This window comes from Microbacterium sp. bgisy189, assembly GCF_057707225.1.
This window is the reverse complement of record NZ_JBYIPT010000006.1, coordinates 55195-70091: the sequence shown is the minus strand read 5'-3', so window position 1 is coordinate 70091 and position 14897 is coordinate 55195. Positions and strand designations below refer to the sequence as shown.

The following is a 14897-nucleotide window of genomic DNA, read 5'->3' as shown; positions in this document are numbered from 1 at the left end:
GATGGCCCTGCGCCTGCTGGCCGGCGTCTGCTCTGACGTCGGCGCGTTCCGAGACGTCAACCAGGACGCCGCGTTCGCGGCGCCGTGGGGCGGGGGTGTCGCCGACGGTGTCGGGGGCGGCCCGGCCGGCGACCTGGCGTCGGCTGCGCTTGTGCACCGCCTCGTGGCAGGTGGCGCGGAATGCGCCGACCCGGACGAGCTCGCCTCCCGCATCCGGATCGCGAACTGGGATCTGGCACAGCACGTCCGCAGGGATCCCGCACTGCGCGGCATGGCGACGACGTTCACCGGGGTGTGGTTCGACCGCTCGGGAGCGTTGCTGCTCGCACACACCGGCGACTCCCGCGCCTACCTGCTTCGTGACGGCCAACTCTCACGACAGACGCGAGACGACTCGTTCGTGCAGGCACTGGTCGATCAGGGTCTCATGACCGAAGCGGATGCTGCCGTGCACCCACGGCGCAACATCATCACGGCGTCGTTGCGCGGCGATGCGCTCGACCGTGTCAGCGTATCGCGGCGCGTCCCGGTGGTCGGGGACCGGTGGTTGCTGTGCTCAGACGGCATCAGCGACTACGTGCCCCACGACTTGCTGACCGCAGTGCTGGCGTCTGCAGGCACCGCGCAGGAGGCTGCTGAGCTCATCGTCGGCACGGCGCTGGAGGCAGCGACCCGAGACAACGCCACCGCGGTCGTCTGCGACGTCGTGGAGGTCGCGTCACCGGCGCCGTTCCGCGCGGACGACCTGCGATTCGCCGGCGCGGCGCTGGCCCGGTTCCACGAGGATCTCGAGGGGTTGACCTCGGCATCCTGAGCCGCATCGCGGTATTGGGATCCCGAGCCGGTTCGCGGGCACTGGGCGATCAGGCCCGCACGTGCATGACGAGTGGATCGAACGTGCGGGGGACCGGGCCGTCGACGTTCTCGGTCGGCTGCCCTTCACGCACCCAGTATTCGTACCCGCCGATCATCTCGCGGACGTCGTAGCCGAGCTTCGCGAACTCCACCGCGCCCTTCGCGCCCGCATTGCAGCCAGGGCTCCAGCAGTACACGACCACCGGCGTGTCCGTGGGGATCTCCTGCGGTGCGCGCGTGGCGATGTCGCGGTACGGCATGTGGACGGCCCCAGCGACGTGCCCCTGCTCCCACGCCTCGACGCTTCGCACGTCGACGAGGACGAACACCTCGCCGGCCTTCTGGGCGGCGTAGACGTCTGAGGCGTCGGTCTCGAAGCGGAGTTTGGCGGAGTAGTACGCGAGTGCATCGGTCATGACATCGACGCTACGCGAACGCAGAAGCGGCGAGGGAGACCTGAACGGTCACTCCTCGCCGCTTCTCTGCCAGCGACGGCTCGCTACTTCTTCTTGCCGCCCTTGTCGTCCTCGTCGGGGACGATCACGTTCGAGGGGCGGTTCGCCGTCTCGGTGTTGTGGCCGTCGTCGATGGGGTGGTGCGGGGCGTCCGGAACTCCGGCGCGCTCGTGCATGCCCTGGATCTCGGCATCTTCTTCAGCCGCGATGTGCTCGAGCGTGTGGTGCTGGTGCGCACGCGCGGCCTCGAGTTCGGTCTGGGTAAGGGGAGAGAGACGGTCCTCGAAGAACCAGCGCGACAGGGACGCACGCAGGTTCTCGTGCCACGGGATGCGGCCCTTGTCGTTGGGGCGCACCACGAGCGGGGCGTTGGTCTCGTAGTCGACCAGCTTGACGAGTTCATACTCGTCGACCGGCTGGTGCACCTCGATGTACTCGCCACCGGGCAGACGCACGATGCGGCCGGACTCGTAGCCGTGCAGCGCGATCTCGCGGTCCTTCTTCTGCAGCGCGATCGCGATGCGCTTGGTGACGAAGTACGCGATGATCGGGCCGACGATCAGCATCGCCTGCAGGCTGTGGATGACGCCCTCCATCGTGACCTGGAAGTGGGTCGCGATGATGTCCGACGAGGCTGCCGCCCAGAGCACGGCGTAGAAGGTGACGCCGGCCGCGCCGATGGCGGTGCGGGTCGGGGCGTTGCGGGGACGCTGCGCCAGGTGGTGCTCGCGCTTGTCGCCGGTGATCCACGCCTCGATGAAGGGGTAGAGCATGACGAGCACGATGAACAGGCCGAGGCCTCCCAGCGGCACGAGGATGTTGAACGACCAGGTGTGGTCGAACAGCACGAACTCCCAGTGCGGCGGCACGAGGCGCAGCGCGCCGTCGGCGAAGCCGATGTACCAGTCGGGCTGCGTGCCCGCCGAGACCGGCGACGGGTCGTAGGGGCCGTAGTTCCAGATCGGGTTGATCGTGAACAGCGAGGCGATCAGCACGATCACGCCGAAGGTGATGAAGAAGAAGCCACCCATCTTCGACATGTAGACCGGCATCATCGGGTAGCCCACCACGTTGTCGTTCGAGCGGCCGGGGCCGGCGAACTGGGTGTGCTTGTTGACGATCATGAGCATGAGGTGCACGGCTAGCAGCGCGACGAGGATCGCCGGCAGCAGCAGGATGTGCAGCGTGTACAGACGTCCGACGATCTCCGTGCCGGGGAACTCGCCGCCGAACAGCAGGAACGAGATCCACGTGCCGACCAGCGGGATGCCCTTGACCATGCCGTCGATGATGCGCAGGCCGTTGCCCGAGAGCAGGTCGTCGGGCAGCGAGTAGCCGGTGAAGCCCTCGGCCATCGCCAGGATGAACAGGATGAAGCCGATCACCCAGTTCAGCTCGCGGGGCTTGCGGAAGGCGCCGGTGAAGAACACGCGCAGCATGTGCACGCCGATGCCGGCGACGAACACGAGCGCCGCCCAGTGGTGGATCTGGCGCACCAGCAGGCCGCCGCGGATGTCGAACGAGATCCGCAGCGTCGACTCGAGGGCAGCCGACATCTCGACGCCGACCAACGGCGTGTACGCGCCCTCGTAGTGGGTCTCGACCATCGACGCCTGGAAGAAGAAGGTCAGGAAGGTGCCCGACAGCAGCACCACCACGAAGCTCCACAGCGCGATCTCGCCGAGCATGAACGACCAGTGGTCGGGGAAGATCTTACGCCCGAGCTCCTTGACCAGGCCCGAGATGCTGGTGCGCTCGTCGATGTAGTTCGCGGCGCCGGCGACGAAGCGCCCGCCCAGGGGCTTGTCGTTGCCGGGCTTCGCGTCGCGGGTGGTGTCCGCACCCTTATCGGTGACAGTCGCGGTGCTCAATGACGCTCCCAGAAGCTCGGGCCGACAGGTTCGGTGAAGTCGCTCTGCGCGATGAGGTAGCCCTCGTCGTCGACGGTGATCGGCAGCTGCGGCAGCGGACGCGCGGCCGGGCCGAAGATCACCGCGGCGCCGCGCTCGACGTCGAACTGCGACTGGTGGCAGGGGCAGAGCAGGTGGTGGGTCTGCTGCTCGTACAGCGCGACGGGGCACCCGACGTGCGTGCAGACCTTCGAGTAGGCCACGATGCCGTCGTACGACCAGCTCTTGCGGTCCTCTTCCTCCTGCAGCTGCTCGGGGAGCAGACGCATGAGCAGGACGATGGCCTTGGCCTTCTCCTCGAGGTAGCCGTCGTGGTGGCTCAGCTCGGCGAGGGGCTCGGGGATGACGTGCACCGCGGAACCGAGGGTCAGGTCGGCGGCGCGGATCGGCTCGCCGCTCGGATCGTGCGCCAGGCGCATCCCCTTCTCCCACATGGTGTGGCTGAGCAGGTAGACCGGGTCGCCCGCGTGCGGGTGGTCGGGGCTGCTCTGCGGCGCCAGGCCGCGGAAGAGGGTGATGCCGGGCAGGATCGAGGCGACCAGCGCGGCGATGAGCGAACCGCGGATGGCGGTGCGGCGGCCGAAGCCGGACTCCTCGTTCGCGTCGCGGAACGCCTGGACGGCTCCCTCACGCGTGGTGTCGCGCCCGCGCGTCGCGTGACGCGGCTCGATGAACTCCTTGTCGCTCATCACGGCCTTCGACCAGTGGATCGCGCCGACGCCGAGGGCGAACAGGGCGAGGGCGATCCCCAGACCGATGAAGAGGTTGTTGTGCCGGATGTCGACGATCTGGCCGCTCTCGATGGGGAACAGCATGTAGGCGGCGATCGCCCAGATGCTGCCGGCCAGCGACAGGTAGAACAGCGTGTAGACGGTGCGCACAGCGCGCGCCATGGCGGCCGGGTCCTTGTCGACGATGCGCTCCCGGTGGGGCGGGAGGCCCGGGTTCTGCACGGGGTCCGGCACGGCGACCGCGAGCCCGGGGGAGGGCTTCCACGAAGCCCTCTCGTGCTCGAGCGCGTTCTCCTCGTGTGCCATGGTGCTCCTTGCCTTGCGTCTTACGTCAGTGTGCGATCAGTTGGACTTCGCCGTGATCCACACGGTGAGGCCGATGAGCGATCCGATGCCGAAGATCCAGATGAACAGACCCTCCGAGACGGGGCCCAGCGAGCCGAGCGAGAAGCCGCCGGCAGACTCGTTCTCCTGGATCCACATCAGCGAGGAGATGATGTTGCGCTTCTCCTCGGTGGTGAGGGTCATGTCGTTGAAGACCGGCATGTTCTGCGGGCCGGTGACCATCGCCGCGTAGATGTGCAGCGGGCTGGTCTCGGTCAGTGCGGGGGCGTACTTGCCCTCGGTGAGCGCACCACCTGCGGCGGCCACGTTGTGGCACATGGCGCAGTTGATGCGGAACAGTTCGGCGCCCTCGGCGACGTCACCACCACCGTCGAGGATCTCGTCGGAGGGGTAGCTGGGGCCGGGGGAGGTCTCCTGCACCCAGGCGGCGATCGCTTCGATCTGCTCCTGGGTGAACTGGACGGGCTTGATCGGCGCCTGCGGACCCTGCATCTGCAGCGGCATGCGGCCGGTCGCCATCTGGAACTCGACCGACAACTCGCCGACGCCGTACAGCGACGGGCCGTCGTTCGTGCCCTCGAGGTTCAGCCCGTGACAGGTGGCGCAGTTGGCCTGAAAGAGCTTCTTGCCGTCTTCGACGGTGAGGCTCGAGGTGGCCGTGGTCGACGTGTCGGATGCCGCCATTGCGGCCGACGCTCCGGCGTAGACGCCGCCGGTGACCAGCAGTCCGATACCGATCAGGGCGGCGGCGGCCCACTTGCTGCGACGGCCGGCCTGTCGGCGTGCGGTCTTCGATGCCATGGAAGTGCTCAGCTCCGCTCTGATTACTTGACGAAGTAGATGACGACGAACAGGACGATCCAGACCACGTCGACGAAGTGCCAGTAATACGACACGACGATCGAGGACGTCATCTCCTTGCGTCCGAAGTTCTTGACGGCGTATGCGCGCCCGATCACGAGCAGGAAGGCGATGAGCCCGCCCGTCACGTGCAGGGCGTGGAAGCCGGTGGTGATGTAGAACGCCGACGCGTACGAGTCCGCGCTGATCGGCATGCCTTCGGCGACGAGCGTCGCGTACTCCCACACCTGACCCGAGACGAACACCGCGCCCATGACGAAGGTGAGCAGGAACCACTCGACCATGCCCCACTGGCGGAACTGCCAGATCGAGCCCTTGCGGTACGGCTGCAGGCGCTCGGCGGCGAAGACGCCGGCCTGCGCGGTGAACGACGAGAGCACCAGGATGCCGGTGTTGATCGCCGCGAACGGGATGTTCAGGAGTTCGGTGCGGTCGGCCCACAATTCAGGCGACGCGTTGCGCAGCGTGAAGTAGATGGCGAACAGGCCGGCGAAGAACATGACTTCGCTGCCCAGCCACACGATCGTGCCGACGGCGACCGGGTCGGGCCGCTTGACGGAACGCAAAGCCTGGGGATAGGTCGCAGGAGAGGTCGTCACGCACCCCATTATGGCTGATTTCGTCGCTCGGTTTTCGCATCCCTGAAGGTGATTCCCCTCCGAAGGGAGGTTAGGGCAACCTAAGAGGCAGCCGAGAATCCCGTCGGAGAGTGCCGATAGGATCGCCAGCATGGCTGAGCTGTTCTCCTGGCCCGGAATCCTTCAGAATCTCCTCGACCGGCGCGACCTCAGCGTCTCCGAGGCGACCTGGGCGATGCGGCGCATCATGTCGGGCGATGCGACCCCCTCGCAATTGGCGGGATTCCTCGTCGCACTGCGGGCCAAGGGGGAGACAGTCGACGAGATCGTGGGGTTCCGTGATGCGATCCTCGAAGCCGCCGTTCCGCTCCCTGTCCCCGCCGCGGTGCTCGACATCGTCGGCACCGGTGGCGACCGCTTCGGCACCGTGAACATCTCGTCGATGGCATCCATCGTCGCGTCGGCCACCGGCATCCCCGTCGTGAAGCACGGCAACAAGGCGGCCAGTTCGAAGTCGGGATCGTCGGATGTGCTGGCGGCGCTCGGCGTCGACCTCACGCTGTCCGGCGAGCGCGTGGCCGAGGTGCTGGCCGAAGCAGGGATCACCTTCGCGTTCGCGTCGGCCTTCCACCCCGGGTTCCGCCACGCCGGAGCGACCCGCGGCGAACTCGGCATTCCGACGGTGTTCAACTTCCTCGGACCGCTGTGCAACCCGGCGCGCGCCGAAGCGAACGCCGTCGGTGTCGCAAGCCTGGACCGTGTGCCGCTCATCACGGGCGTCTTCCGGACGCGAGGCGCAACGGCGCTCGTGTTCCGCGGCGACGACGGCCTCGACGAATTGACCACGACGGGGCACAGCAGGCTGTGGGAAGTGAGTCGGGGCGACGTGCACGAGCACGACATCGACCCCCGGGATCTCGGCATCCCGTTGGCTGAGATCGGTGACCTGCTCGGCGGCGACGCCGACCACAACGCCGCGGTCGTTCGTCGCGTGCTCGACGGCGAGGCGGGTCCCGTGCGCGACATCGTGCTGCTCAACGCCGCAGCCGGCATCGTCGCGTACCGGCTCTTCCAGGACGGCGCGGAGATGACCCGTCCGATGCTCGACCGGCTCGCTGAGGCGCGCGACGCCGCTGCGAGCGCGATCGACTCGGGCGCGGCTGCGGCGAAGCTCGACGCGTGGGTGGGCGCCACCGCCCGCTGATCCGGTCGCGCGCACCTCGCCTGAGTCGGGGCGCCGCCGTAGGGTCGACCCATGGATCCCCACGCCGCCCTCGTCGAGATCGCGACCCTGCTCGAACGGGAGCGCGCGTCGCGCTACCGCTCCAAGGCCTTCCGGGCCGCAGCTGACGCGATCGCGGGACTCGACGAAACCCATCTGCGCGACACGCCGGCGCTGCGTCGACTGAAAGGCGTCGGCGACTCGACGCTTGCGGTCATCCAGCAAGCCCTCGCCGGCGGGGTGCCCTCCTACCTCGCGGAGCTGCGTGGATCCGGCGAGTCGGTTGCACCCTCGGCGCTGCGCGGACTGCTGCGCGGCGACCTCCACGCGCACTCGGAGTGGTCGGACGGACTCACCTCGATCGACCTGATGGTCGACGCAGCCAAGGCGCTGGGGCACGAGTATCAGGCCCTCACCGACCATTCGCCGCGGCTGACGGTCGCGCGCGGGCTGTCTGCGGAGCGTCTGCGTGCGCAGCTGGACGTCGTCCGTGGCTTCCGCGACGACCACTTCACGCTGCTGACCGGCATCGAGGTCGACATCCTCGAAGACGGCTCGCTCGATCAGGAGGACGCCCTGCTCGGCGAGCTCGACGTCGTCGTCGCTTCGGCGCATTCGAAGCTGAGGATGGAGCGGGCGCCGATGACCCGCCGCCTCGTCGCAGCCGTCTCGAACCCGAGCGTGGATGTGCTCGGTCACGTCACCGGCCGGCTCGTCCAGGGTGAGCGCGGCACGCGACCGCAGTCCGAATTCGATCCGCAGGCCGTGTTCGCCGCATGCGCCGAGCACGGCGTGGCGGTCGAGATCAATTCGCGTCCCGAGCGACAGGACCCGCCCGACGAGCTCATCGCGATCGCCCTCGCAGAGGGATGCCTGTTCGCGATCGACTCCGATGCGCACGCGCCGGGGCAGCTCGCACTGCTCGATCACGGCGCGGCGCGCGCTGAAGCCGCCGGCATCCCGCCGGAGCGGATCGTCACGACGTGGCCGCTCGACCGCCTGCTGGCCTGGACCCGCGGCTGACGGCGGTCACACGCGCGCGCTGATCGCCTCCGCCGCGCGGGTCGCCGATGAGCCCAGCGACCACGCGGCCGCAAGGGCCTCGACCGCAGCCGGATCCGGCGCGGTCAGGCGGGTGTCGGGGGTGCCGAGATCGAGGTCGCGCACGACTTCGACGACCTTGGGTGCGACCGCGATGTAGTCGGCGGCGCCGAGCACCTTCGCGCGCACACCGGCGGACATGCCCTCGCCACGCTCTGCGGCCGCCACGATGCCCGCGAGGTCGCCGTGAGCGGCGAGCAGGGTCGCTGCGGTCTTCTCGCCCACGCCGGGCACGCCAGGCAGCCCGTCGGACGGGTCGCCGCGCAACGCCGCGAAGTCGGCGTACTGCGTGGGAAGGATCTTGTACTTCTCGACGACAACGGCGTCGGTGAGCAGTTCGAGATTGCTCATGCCGCGCCCGGTGTAGATGACCCGCACCCCGGTCGCGTCGTCGACGAGCTGGAAGAGGTCGCGGTCGCCGGTGACCACGTCAACCGGAATGGCCGCCTGCGTGGCGAGGCTGCCGATGATGTCGTCGGCTTCGTGTGCGGCGCGTCCGACGATGGGGATGCCGAGCACTTCGAGCGCCTCGCGGATCACCGGGATCTGCACCTCGAGCGGATCGGGCACTTCTTCCACGTCGGGTCCCGTCTCGACGACCTCGGCGACCCGGTGCGCCTTGTAGCTGGGGATGAGGTCGACACGCCACTGTGGCCGCCAATCGTCGTCCCAACACGCGACGACGTGCGTCGGCTCGAAGGTGGCGACGAGCTTCGCGATCATGTCGAGCAGGCCGCGCACCGCGTTGACGGGTCGCCCGTCGGGTGCTTTGACGGTATCGGGCACACCGTAGAACGCGCGAAAGTAGAGGCTGGCGGTGTCGAGGAGCATGAGTCGGTCGGCCACGGCACTCATCCTGGCACGCACGCGCGCTCCTTCGGCCCGGCTACACGGCAGCCGAGCGGCTGGGCCTTCTCGAAGCGATCCTCGCGCACGGCGGTGCGCGTCAGCCCAGTGCCCCGGGTCGCGTGGGGCCCCGTGTCGCGCGGCACAATGGACGCATGTCGTTCGGAGCCGCCGCATCCCGCCGAGGGCGCCGTCCCGCACCGGGAGCTGCCTGTCCGTGTGGATCGGACGCTGCGTTCGACGTCTGCTGCGGTCCCGTCCTCGACGGGCGTGTCGCGGCGACCGCCGAGGCGCTGATGCGTTCGCGGTACACGGCGTTCTCGCTCGGCGATGCTGCGCACCTCGAGGCCACCTGGTTCCCTGCGAACCGGCCGAAAGACCTCGTCCTCGACGGCGCGCACCACTGGGACGGACTGGAGATCTCATCCGTCAGCGGTGGCGGACCGGGGGATGCGACGGGCACCGTGACCTTCCGTGCGCGCTGGCACGACCTCGCGACCGGGGAGCGCGGCGTGCTGGATGAACGGAGCTTGTTCCTGCATCGCGCCGGTCGCTGGTGGTACGTCGCGCCCGCCGCCGAGTGAGGTCATTCGTCAGGGACGAATCGCGGGCCCAGGTGGCCGTCGCGCTCGACCGTCTCGTTCCACAGGGTCAGCGGGCGCACCCAGAGGCCGCCCTCGCCGTACAGCGCCCGGTACACGACCATCGCGTCTTCCGACTCGCTGTGCCTGGCGATGCCGACCACCTCGTAGCGTCCGCCCTTGAAGTGGCGGTAGATGCCCGGGGCGGGTTCATCGGTCATGGACTCACCGTACCGCCGCGCGATCCCGCGTTCTGATAACCTGGAGTGTCACTCGCGTGGCTCAATCGCCGTGCGTCCGTGACGAGCAATCCATCCACTTCGCTTCATCCGAGGCATCCGTTCGTCTTCGAGCGGTTCGGACGAGGCCCGAGTATCCAACCCAACAAGGACAACCCACTACATGACTACCGCAACGACCGCCCCGGCCACCAAGCAGGTCGCCATCAACGACATCGGATCTGCTGAGGACTTCCTGGCCGCGGTCGAGAAGACCCTGAAGTTCTTCAACGACGGAGACCTCATCGAAGGCACCGTCGTGAAGATCGACCGCGACGAGGTCCTCCTCGACGTCGGCTACAAGACCGAGGGTGTCATCCCCTCGCGTGAGCTCTCCATCAAGCACGACGTCGACCCGAACGAGGTCGTCAAGGTCGGCGACGAGGTCGAAGCCCTCGTTCTCCAGAAGGAGGACAAGGAAGGCCGTCTCATCCTGTCCAAGAAGCGCGCCCAGTACGAGCGCGCCTGGGGCGACGTCGAGAAGATCAAGGAGAACGACGGTGTCGTGACCGGTTCGGTCATCGAGGTCGTCAAGGGTGGACTCATCGTCGACATCGGCCTGCGCGGCTTCCTGCCCGCATCGCTCATCGAGCTGCGCCGCGTCCGCGACCTCACGCCGTACCTCGGCCAGGAGCTCGAAGCGAAGATCCTCGAACTCGACAAGAACCGCAACAACGTGGTGCTCTCGCGCCGCGCGCTGCTCGAGCAGACCCAGTCGGAGTCGCGCTCGAACTTCCTCAACAACCTGCACAAGGGTCAGGTCCGCAAGGGCACCGTCTCGTCGATCGTCAACTTCGGTGCGTTCGTCGACCTCGGTGGCGTCGATGGTCTCGTCCACGTGTCGGAGCTCTCGTGGAAGCACATCGAGCACGCATCCGAGGTCGTCGAGGTCGGGCAGGAGGTCACCGTCGAGATCCTCGAGGTCGACCTGGACCGCGAGCGCGTCTCGCTGTCGCTGAAGGCGACCCAGGAGGACCCGTGGCAGGTCTTCGCCCGTACGCACGCGATCGGTCAGGTCGCACCGGGCAAGGTCACCAAGCTCGTTCCGTTCGGTGCGTTCGTGCGCGTCGCAGACGGCATCGAGGGCCTCGTGCACATCTCCGAGCTGTCGGGCAAGCACGTCGAGCTCGCTGAGCAGGTCGTGTCGGTCGGCGAAGAGGTCTTCGTCAAGATCATCGACATCGACCTCGAGCGTCGCCGCATCTCGCTGTCGCTGAAGCAGGCCAACGAGTCGGTCGACCCCTACGGCACCGAGTTCGACCCGGCCCTCTACGGCATGGCGACCGAGTACGACGAGAACGGCGAGTACAAGTACCCCGAGGGCTTCGACCCCGAGTCGGGTGCTTGGAAGGACGGCTTCGACGAGCAGCGTCTGGCCTGGGAAGCCGAGTACGCGGCCGCGCAGGCTCGCTGGGAGGCCCACAAGGCTCAGGTCGCCAAGGCGATCGAGGCCGAGGCAGCCGCTCCCGCCGACCTGGGTGGTTCGTCGTTCACGTCCGACGCCCAGGGTGGCGCCGGCACGCTGGCCGACGACGAGGCTCTCGCCGCGCTGCGCGAGAAGCTGTCGGGCCGCTGAGCTCGCGAGCAATCGCCGCGTCACTGATTCACAGCTGACCGCTCACAGGGGTCGGGACCTTCGGGTTCCGGCCCCTGTGGCGTTCCCGGCGAGCGTCGCCGTGTGACAGGCTGGGCGCATGCCGCTTGTCGCACTGACCGGGGGGATCGCGTCGGGAAAGTCCACGATCGCCCACCGCCTCGCAGAGTACGGTGCCGTCGTCATCGACGCCGATCAGATCGTGCGCGACGTGCAGTCGCCTGGCGGGCCGGTGCTCGCCGAGATCGCCGAGCGATTCGGTGACGCGGTTCTCCGCGAAGACGGCAGTCTTGACCGTGCCGCGCTCGGAGCGCTCGTCTTCGGCGACGGGGATCGCCTGGCGCAGCTGAATGCGATCGTGCACCCGGCGGTTCGGGCCGAGTCGCAGCGGCGCTTCACCGCAGCCTTGGAAGCGGACGCCGACGCCGTCGTCGTCTACGACGTGCCCCTGCTCGTCGAAGCCCGCGTCGACGACCCATGGGATCTCATCGTCGTCGCACACGCACCGGCCGAGCTGCGCGCGCGCAGGCTGGTCGAGTTGCGCGGGCTGACCGAAGCAGCGGCGGCGGCGCGTCTGGCCTCGCAGACCCACGACGCGCAGCGGCTCGCGGTGGCCGACGTGGTGATCGACACTTCCGGTGATCTCGACGAGACGTTGGCGCAGACCGACGCGCTGTGGCGTCGCCTGGTCGCCCCGGGCGTCGTCGCCGACTGACTCAGGTCGTCGCGCGGGCCGCCGCCTTCGCGGCGCGACGTTCGGCCACGATGCGTCGGCGTCGTCGCAGCAACAGCACCGCGGCCACGACGAGTCCGACCAGCAGGATGCCGGCGACGACCGGCACCAGGATCGCGGTTGCCACCAGTGCGAACGCCGAGACGTCCTCGGCCGCGCTGATCGCCGGCGCCGCGAGGCCCGCGGTCGCGACGTTCGCCACCGGGCGCACGGTCGCTTTGACGGCGTGGACGGCGAGCGCGATCACGACGCCGACGACGATCGGCACCCAGCCGCCGTCGGCGAACAGGGTCGACGGGTCTTCGACTCGGACGGTCTCCGAGCTCGCGCCCGCGCCGAAGACGATGCCGCCCGCCGCGGGGCGGATGACCGTCTGGATCACGTCGTTGACGGAGTCGACGGCCGGGATCTTGTCGGCGACGATCTCGAGCACGAGAAGGATGCCGGTGATCCACAGTGCGATGTCGCTCGAGAGCCACGTCCATCCCGCGGGCAGGTCGACCACGCCCAGGAAGCGATCCGCGAGGCCGAGCAGGAACAGTGGCATCCAGGCGTTGAGGCCTGCCGCGGCGGCGAGTCCCGATCCGACGAGGAATTCCATGGCGCCCAGACTACGGTGCACCCGACCGCTGCGCCCTTGGCGGCGCTCGACCGCCCTGATGTCGTATGCCCCGCCTACGCTGGATGCATGCAGACCACGCGATCCGTGCGACCATTCGAGGTCATCAGCGAATATGCGCCCAGCGGCGACCAACCGCAGGCGATCGCAGACCTCGCGGCACGCATCAACGCCGGCGAGACCGATGTCGTGCTGCTGGGTGCGACGGGAACCGGAAAGTCGGCGACGACGGCATGGCTCGTCGAGCAGGTGCAGCGGCCGACCCTCGTGCTCGCCCACAACAAGACGCTCGCGGCGCAGTTGGCGAACGAGTTCCGCGACCTGATGCCCAACAACGCGGTCGAGTACTTCGTCAGCTACTACGACTACTACCAGCCCGAGGCATATGTGCCGCAGACGGACACCTTCATCGAGAAGGATTCGTCGGTCAACGCCGAGGTCGAGCGGCTCCGGCACTCCACGACGAACTCGCTCCTCAGCCGCCGCGACGTGGTCGTGGTCTCGACCGTCTCATGCATCTACGGGCTCGGCGCGCCCGAAGAGTACCTGCGGGCGATGGTGGCACTGCAGGTGGGGGAGCGGTACGACCGCGACGCGCTGATCCGCAAGTTCATCGCGATGCAGTACAACCGCAACGACGTCGACTTCTCGCGCGGCAACTTCCGGGTCCGCGGCGACACGATCGAGATCATCCCCGTCTATGAGGAGTATGCGGTCCGCATCGAGTTGTTCGGCGACGAGATCGAAGCGCTGTACATGCTGCATCCCCTCACGGGCGATGTCGTGCAGAAGCTCGACAGCGTGCCGATCTTCCCCGCATCCCACTATGTCGCGGGGACGGACACGGTGCAGCGGGCGATCGGCACGATCGAGACCGAACTCGCCGAGCGGCTCAAAGAACTCGAGGGGCAGGGGAAGCTGCTCGAGGCGCAGCGACTGCGTATGCGCACCACGTTCGACCTCGAGATGCTGCAGCAGCTCGGGTTCTGCTCGGGTATCGAGAACTACTCACGGCACCTCGACGGCCGCCAGGCGGGCGAGCCCCCGCACACACTGCTCGACTTCTTCCCCGACGACTTCCTGCTCGTCATCGACGAATCGCACGTCACCGTTCCGCAGATCGGTGCCATGTATGAGGGGGATGCATCCCGCAAGCGCACACTCGTCGACCATGGGTTCCGGCTGCCGAGCGCGATGGACAACCGTCCGCTCCGCTTCGACGAGTTCAAGCAGCGCATCGGGCAGACCGTCTACCTGTCGGCGACGCCTGGTCGCTACGAGATGGGCATCGCAGACGGCGTCGTCGAGCAGATCATCCGTCCCACCGGACTGGTCGACCCGCACATCATCGTCAAGCCGTCGAAGGGACAGATCGACGACCTGTTGGAAGAGATCCGCGTGCGCGTCGAGCGCGACGAGCGCGTCCTCGTGACGACCCTCACCAAGAAGATGGCGGAAGAGCTCACCGACTTCCTCGGTGAGCACGGCGTCCGGGTGCGCTACCTGCATTCCGATGTCGATACCCTTCGTCGCGTCGAACTGCTCACCGAGCTTCGCCAGGGCGTCTACGACGTGCTGGTCGGCATCAACCTGCTCCGCGAGGGACTCGACCTGCCCGAGGTGTCGCTCGTCGCGATCCTCGATGCCGACAAAGAAGGATTCCTGCGCTCGGGCACCTCGCTCATCCAGACGATCGGCCGTGCCGCCCGAAACGTCTCCGGCGAAGTCCACATGTATGCCGACACCATGACCGACTCCATGCGTGCCGCGATCGACGAGACCGAGCGGCGGCGTGAAAAGCAGATCGCCTACAACCTCGAGCATGGGATCGATCCGCAGCCGCTGCGCAAGAAGATCGCCGACATCACGGATGCGTTGGCGCGCGAAGCGAGCGACACCGCCGACCTGCTGTCGAAGAAGAACAAGAGCGGAAAGGGTAAGAGCCCCACGCCGCAGCTGCGACGCGAAGGCATCGCGGCCGAAGGCGCCAATCAGCTGGAAGCGACGATCGAAGACCTCTCGAAGCAGATGCTCTCGGCCGCGGCGGAGTTGAAGTTCGAGCTTGCAGCACGACTGCGAGACGAGGTGCAGGACCTGAAGAAGGAGCTGCGAGCGATGGAGCGTGCCGGACATGCCTGAGTCGGACGAGGAGGGCGCACAGCCCGCGATGGAGCAGTCGGCGCTCAGG

General features: G+C 67.9%; 15 protein-coding genes. 7 read left to right on the top strand and 8 right to left on the bottom strand.

Annotated elements, in window-relative coordinates:
- The first annotated feature begins 1 nt into the window (after position 1).
- Positions 2-814 (top strand): PP2C family protein-serine/threonine phosphatase, encoded by an 813-nt coding sequence (locus tag AC3ENX_RS09350; RefSeq protein ID WP_434811613.1) that lies wholly within the window; start codon positions 2-4, stop codon positions 812-814.
- 49 nt (positions 815-863) lie between these two features.
- Here the strand turns inward: AC3ENX_RS09350 and AC3ENX_RS09345 are convergent, their stop codons facing one another.
- The 5 genes from AC3ENX_RS09345 to ctaE all read right to left on the bottom strand — a co-directional run bounded on the left by AC3ENX_RS09345 (position 864) and on the right by ctaE (position 5765).
- Entirely contained in the window at positions 864-1271 is a 408-nt protein-coding gene (locus tag AC3ENX_RS09345; RefSeq protein ID WP_434811612.1) for a rhodanese-like domain-containing protein, read from the bottom strand.
- A gap of 83 nt (positions 1272-1354) precedes the next feature.
- Entirely contained in the window at positions 1355-3181 is a 1827-nt protein-coding gene (qcrB, locus tag AC3ENX_RS09340) for a cytochrome bc1 complex cytochrome b subunit (protein WP_434811611.1), read from the bottom strand.
- A complete protein-coding gene (qcrA, locus tag AC3ENX_RS09335; RefSeq protein ID WP_434811610.1) occupies positions 3178-4257 on the bottom strand; it encodes a cytochrome bc1 complex Rieske iron-sulfur subunit in 1080 nt (359 codons plus the stop codon). Before qcrA ends, qcrB begins: the two co-directional genes overlap by 4 nt.
- Positions 4258-4293: 36 nt before the next feature.
- Entirely contained in the window at positions 4294-5097 is an 804-nt protein-coding gene (gene qcrC, locus AC3ENX_RS09330) for a cytochrome bc1 complex diheme cytochrome c subunit (protein WP_434811609.1), read from the bottom strand.
- Positions 5098-5120: 23 nt separating this feature from the next.
- Entirely contained in the window at positions 5121-5765 is a 645-nt protein-coding gene (gene ctaE, locus AC3ENX_RS09325; RefSeq protein WP_434811608.1) for an aa3-type cytochrome oxidase subunit III, read from the bottom strand.
- Between the two features lie 121 nt (positions 5766-5886).
- On the opposite strand from ctaE, the gene trpD reads away from it, so the two are divergent.
- Together trpD and AC3ENX_RS09315 are read left to right on the top strand one after the other, a co-directional pair.
- Positions 5887-6939: an anthranilate phosphoribosyltransferase gene (gene trpD / locus AC3ENX_RS09320; RefSeq protein WP_434811607.1), complete on the top strand. Its 1053-nt coding sequence runs from the start codon at positions 5887-5889 to the stop codon at positions 6937-6939.
- 51 nt (positions 6940-6990) lie between these two features.
- Positions 6991-7980, top strand: a complete 990-nt coding sequence (locus AC3ENX_RS09315) for a PHP domain-containing protein (protein ID WP_434811605.1) — start codon at positions 6991-6993, stop codon at positions 7978-7980.
- 6 nt (positions 7981-7986) lie between these two features.
- Here AC3ENX_RS09315 and AC3ENX_RS09310 read toward each other — a convergent pair whose 3' ends face one another.
- The gene (locus AC3ENX_RS09310; RefSeq protein ID WP_434811603.1) at positions 7987-8904 is read right to left on the bottom strand and encodes a 5'-3' exonuclease; all 918 of its coding nucleotides are present in this window, start codon (positions 8902-8904) and stop codon (positions 7987-7989) included.
- A gap of 155 nt (positions 8905-9059) precedes the next feature.
- On the opposite strand from AC3ENX_RS09310, the gene AC3ENX_RS09305 reads away from it, so the two are divergent.
- Complete coding sequence (locus AC3ENX_RS09305; RefSeq protein ID WP_434811602.1) at positions 9060-9488, top strand: YchJ family protein; 429 nt, start codon at positions 9060-9062, stop codon at positions 9486-9488.
- A gap of 2 nt (positions 9489-9490) precedes the next feature.
- Here AC3ENX_RS09305 and AC3ENX_RS09300 read toward each other — a convergent pair whose 3' ends face one another.
- The gene (locus tag AC3ENX_RS09300; protein WP_434811600.1) at positions 9491-9706 is read right to left on the bottom strand and encodes a DUF1653 domain-containing protein; all 216 of its coding nucleotides are present in this window, start codon (positions 9704-9706) and stop codon (positions 9491-9493) included.
- A gap of 181 nt (positions 9707-9887) precedes the next feature.
- Here AC3ENX_RS09300 and rpsA point away from each other — a divergent pair, with 181 nt between their 5' ends.
- Together rpsA and coaE are read left to right on the top strand one after the other, a co-directional pair.
- Positions 9888-11339, top strand: a complete 1452-nt coding sequence (gene rpsA / locus AC3ENX_RS09295) for a 30S ribosomal protein S1 (protein ID WP_434811598.1) — start codon at positions 9888-9890, stop codon at positions 11337-11339.
- Between the two features lie 118 nt (positions 11340-11457).
- A complete protein-coding gene (gene coaE / locus AC3ENX_RS09290) occupies positions 11458-12072 on the top strand; it encodes a dephospho-CoA kinase (RefSeq protein ID WP_434811597.1) in 615 nt (204 codons plus the stop codon).
- 1 nt (position 12073) lies between these two features.
- On the opposite strand, the gene AC3ENX_RS09285 is transcribed toward coaE, so the two are convergent.
- Positions 12074-12691 carry a DUF4126 domain-containing protein gene (locus AC3ENX_RS09285; RefSeq protein ID WP_434811596.1) on the bottom strand — a complete coding sequence of 206 codons (618 nt, stop codon included), beginning with the start codon at positions 12689-12691 and terminating at the stop codon, positions 12074-12076.
- 87 nt (positions 12692-12778) lie between these two features.
- On the opposite strand from AC3ENX_RS09285, the gene uvrB reads away from it, so the two are divergent.
- Complete coding sequence (uvrB, locus tag AC3ENX_RS09280; protein ID WP_434811594.1) at positions 12779-14848, top strand: excinuclease ABC subunit UvrB; 2070 nt, start codon at positions 12779-12781, stop codon at positions 14846-14848.
- Positions 14849-14897: the final 49 nt, after the last annotated feature.

What these genes read in the sequence shown, in the direction of transcription:
- AC3ENX_RS09350 (WP_434811613.1), top strand. Translation starts at nt 2, where the DNA reads ATGGCCCTGCGCCTGCTGGCCGGCGTCTGCTCTGACGTCGGCGCGTTC.
- AC3ENX_RS09345 (WP_434811612.1), bottom strand. Translation starts at nt 1,271, where the DNA reads ATGACCGATGCACTCGCGTACTACTCCGCCAAACTCCGCTTCGAGACC.
- qcrA (WP_434811610.1), bottom strand. Translation starts at nt 4,257, where the DNA reads ATGGCACACGAGGAGAACGCGCTCGAGCACGAGAGGGCTTCGTGGAAG.
- qcrC (WP_434811609.1), bottom strand. Translation starts at nt 5,097, where the DNA reads ATGGCATCGAAGACCGCACGCCGACAGGCCGGCCGTCGCAGCAAGTGG.
- ctaE (WP_434811608.1), bottom strand. Translation starts at nt 5,765, where the DNA reads ATGGGGTGCGTGACGACCTCTCCTGCGACCTATCCCCAGGCTTTGCGT.
- trpD (WP_434811607.1), top strand. Translation starts at nt 5,887, where the DNA reads ATGGCTGAGCTGTTCTCCTGGCCCGGAATCCTTCAGAATCTCCTCGAC.
- AC3ENX_RS09315 (WP_434811605.1), top strand. Translation starts at nt 6,991, where the DNA reads ATGGATCCCCACGCCGCCCTCGTCGAGATCGCGACCCTGCTCGAACGG.
- AC3ENX_RS09305 (WP_434811602.1), top strand. Translation starts at nt 9,060, where the DNA reads ATGTCGTTCGGAGCCGCCGCATCCCGCCGAGGGCGCCGTCCCGCACCG.
- AC3ENX_RS09300 (WP_434811600.1), bottom strand. Translation starts at nt 9,706, where the DNA reads ATGACCGATGAACCCGCCCCGGGCATCTACCGCCACTTCAAGGGCGGA.
- rpsA (WP_434811598.1), top strand. Translation starts at nt 9,888, where the DNA reads ATGACTACCGCAACGACCGCCCCGGCCACCAAGCAGGTCGCCATCAAC.
- coaE (WP_434811597.1), top strand. Translation starts at nt 11,458, where the DNA reads ATGCCGCTTGTCGCACTGACCGGGGGGATCGCGTCGGGAAAGTCCACG.
- AC3ENX_RS09285 (WP_434811596.1), bottom strand. Translation starts at nt 12,691, where the DNA reads ATGGAATTCCTCGTCGGATCGGGACTCGCCGCCGCGGCAGGCCTCAAC.
- uvrB (WP_434811594.1), top strand. Translation starts at nt 12,779, where the DNA reads ATGCAGACCACGCGATCCGTGCGACCATTCGAGGTCATCAGCGAATAT.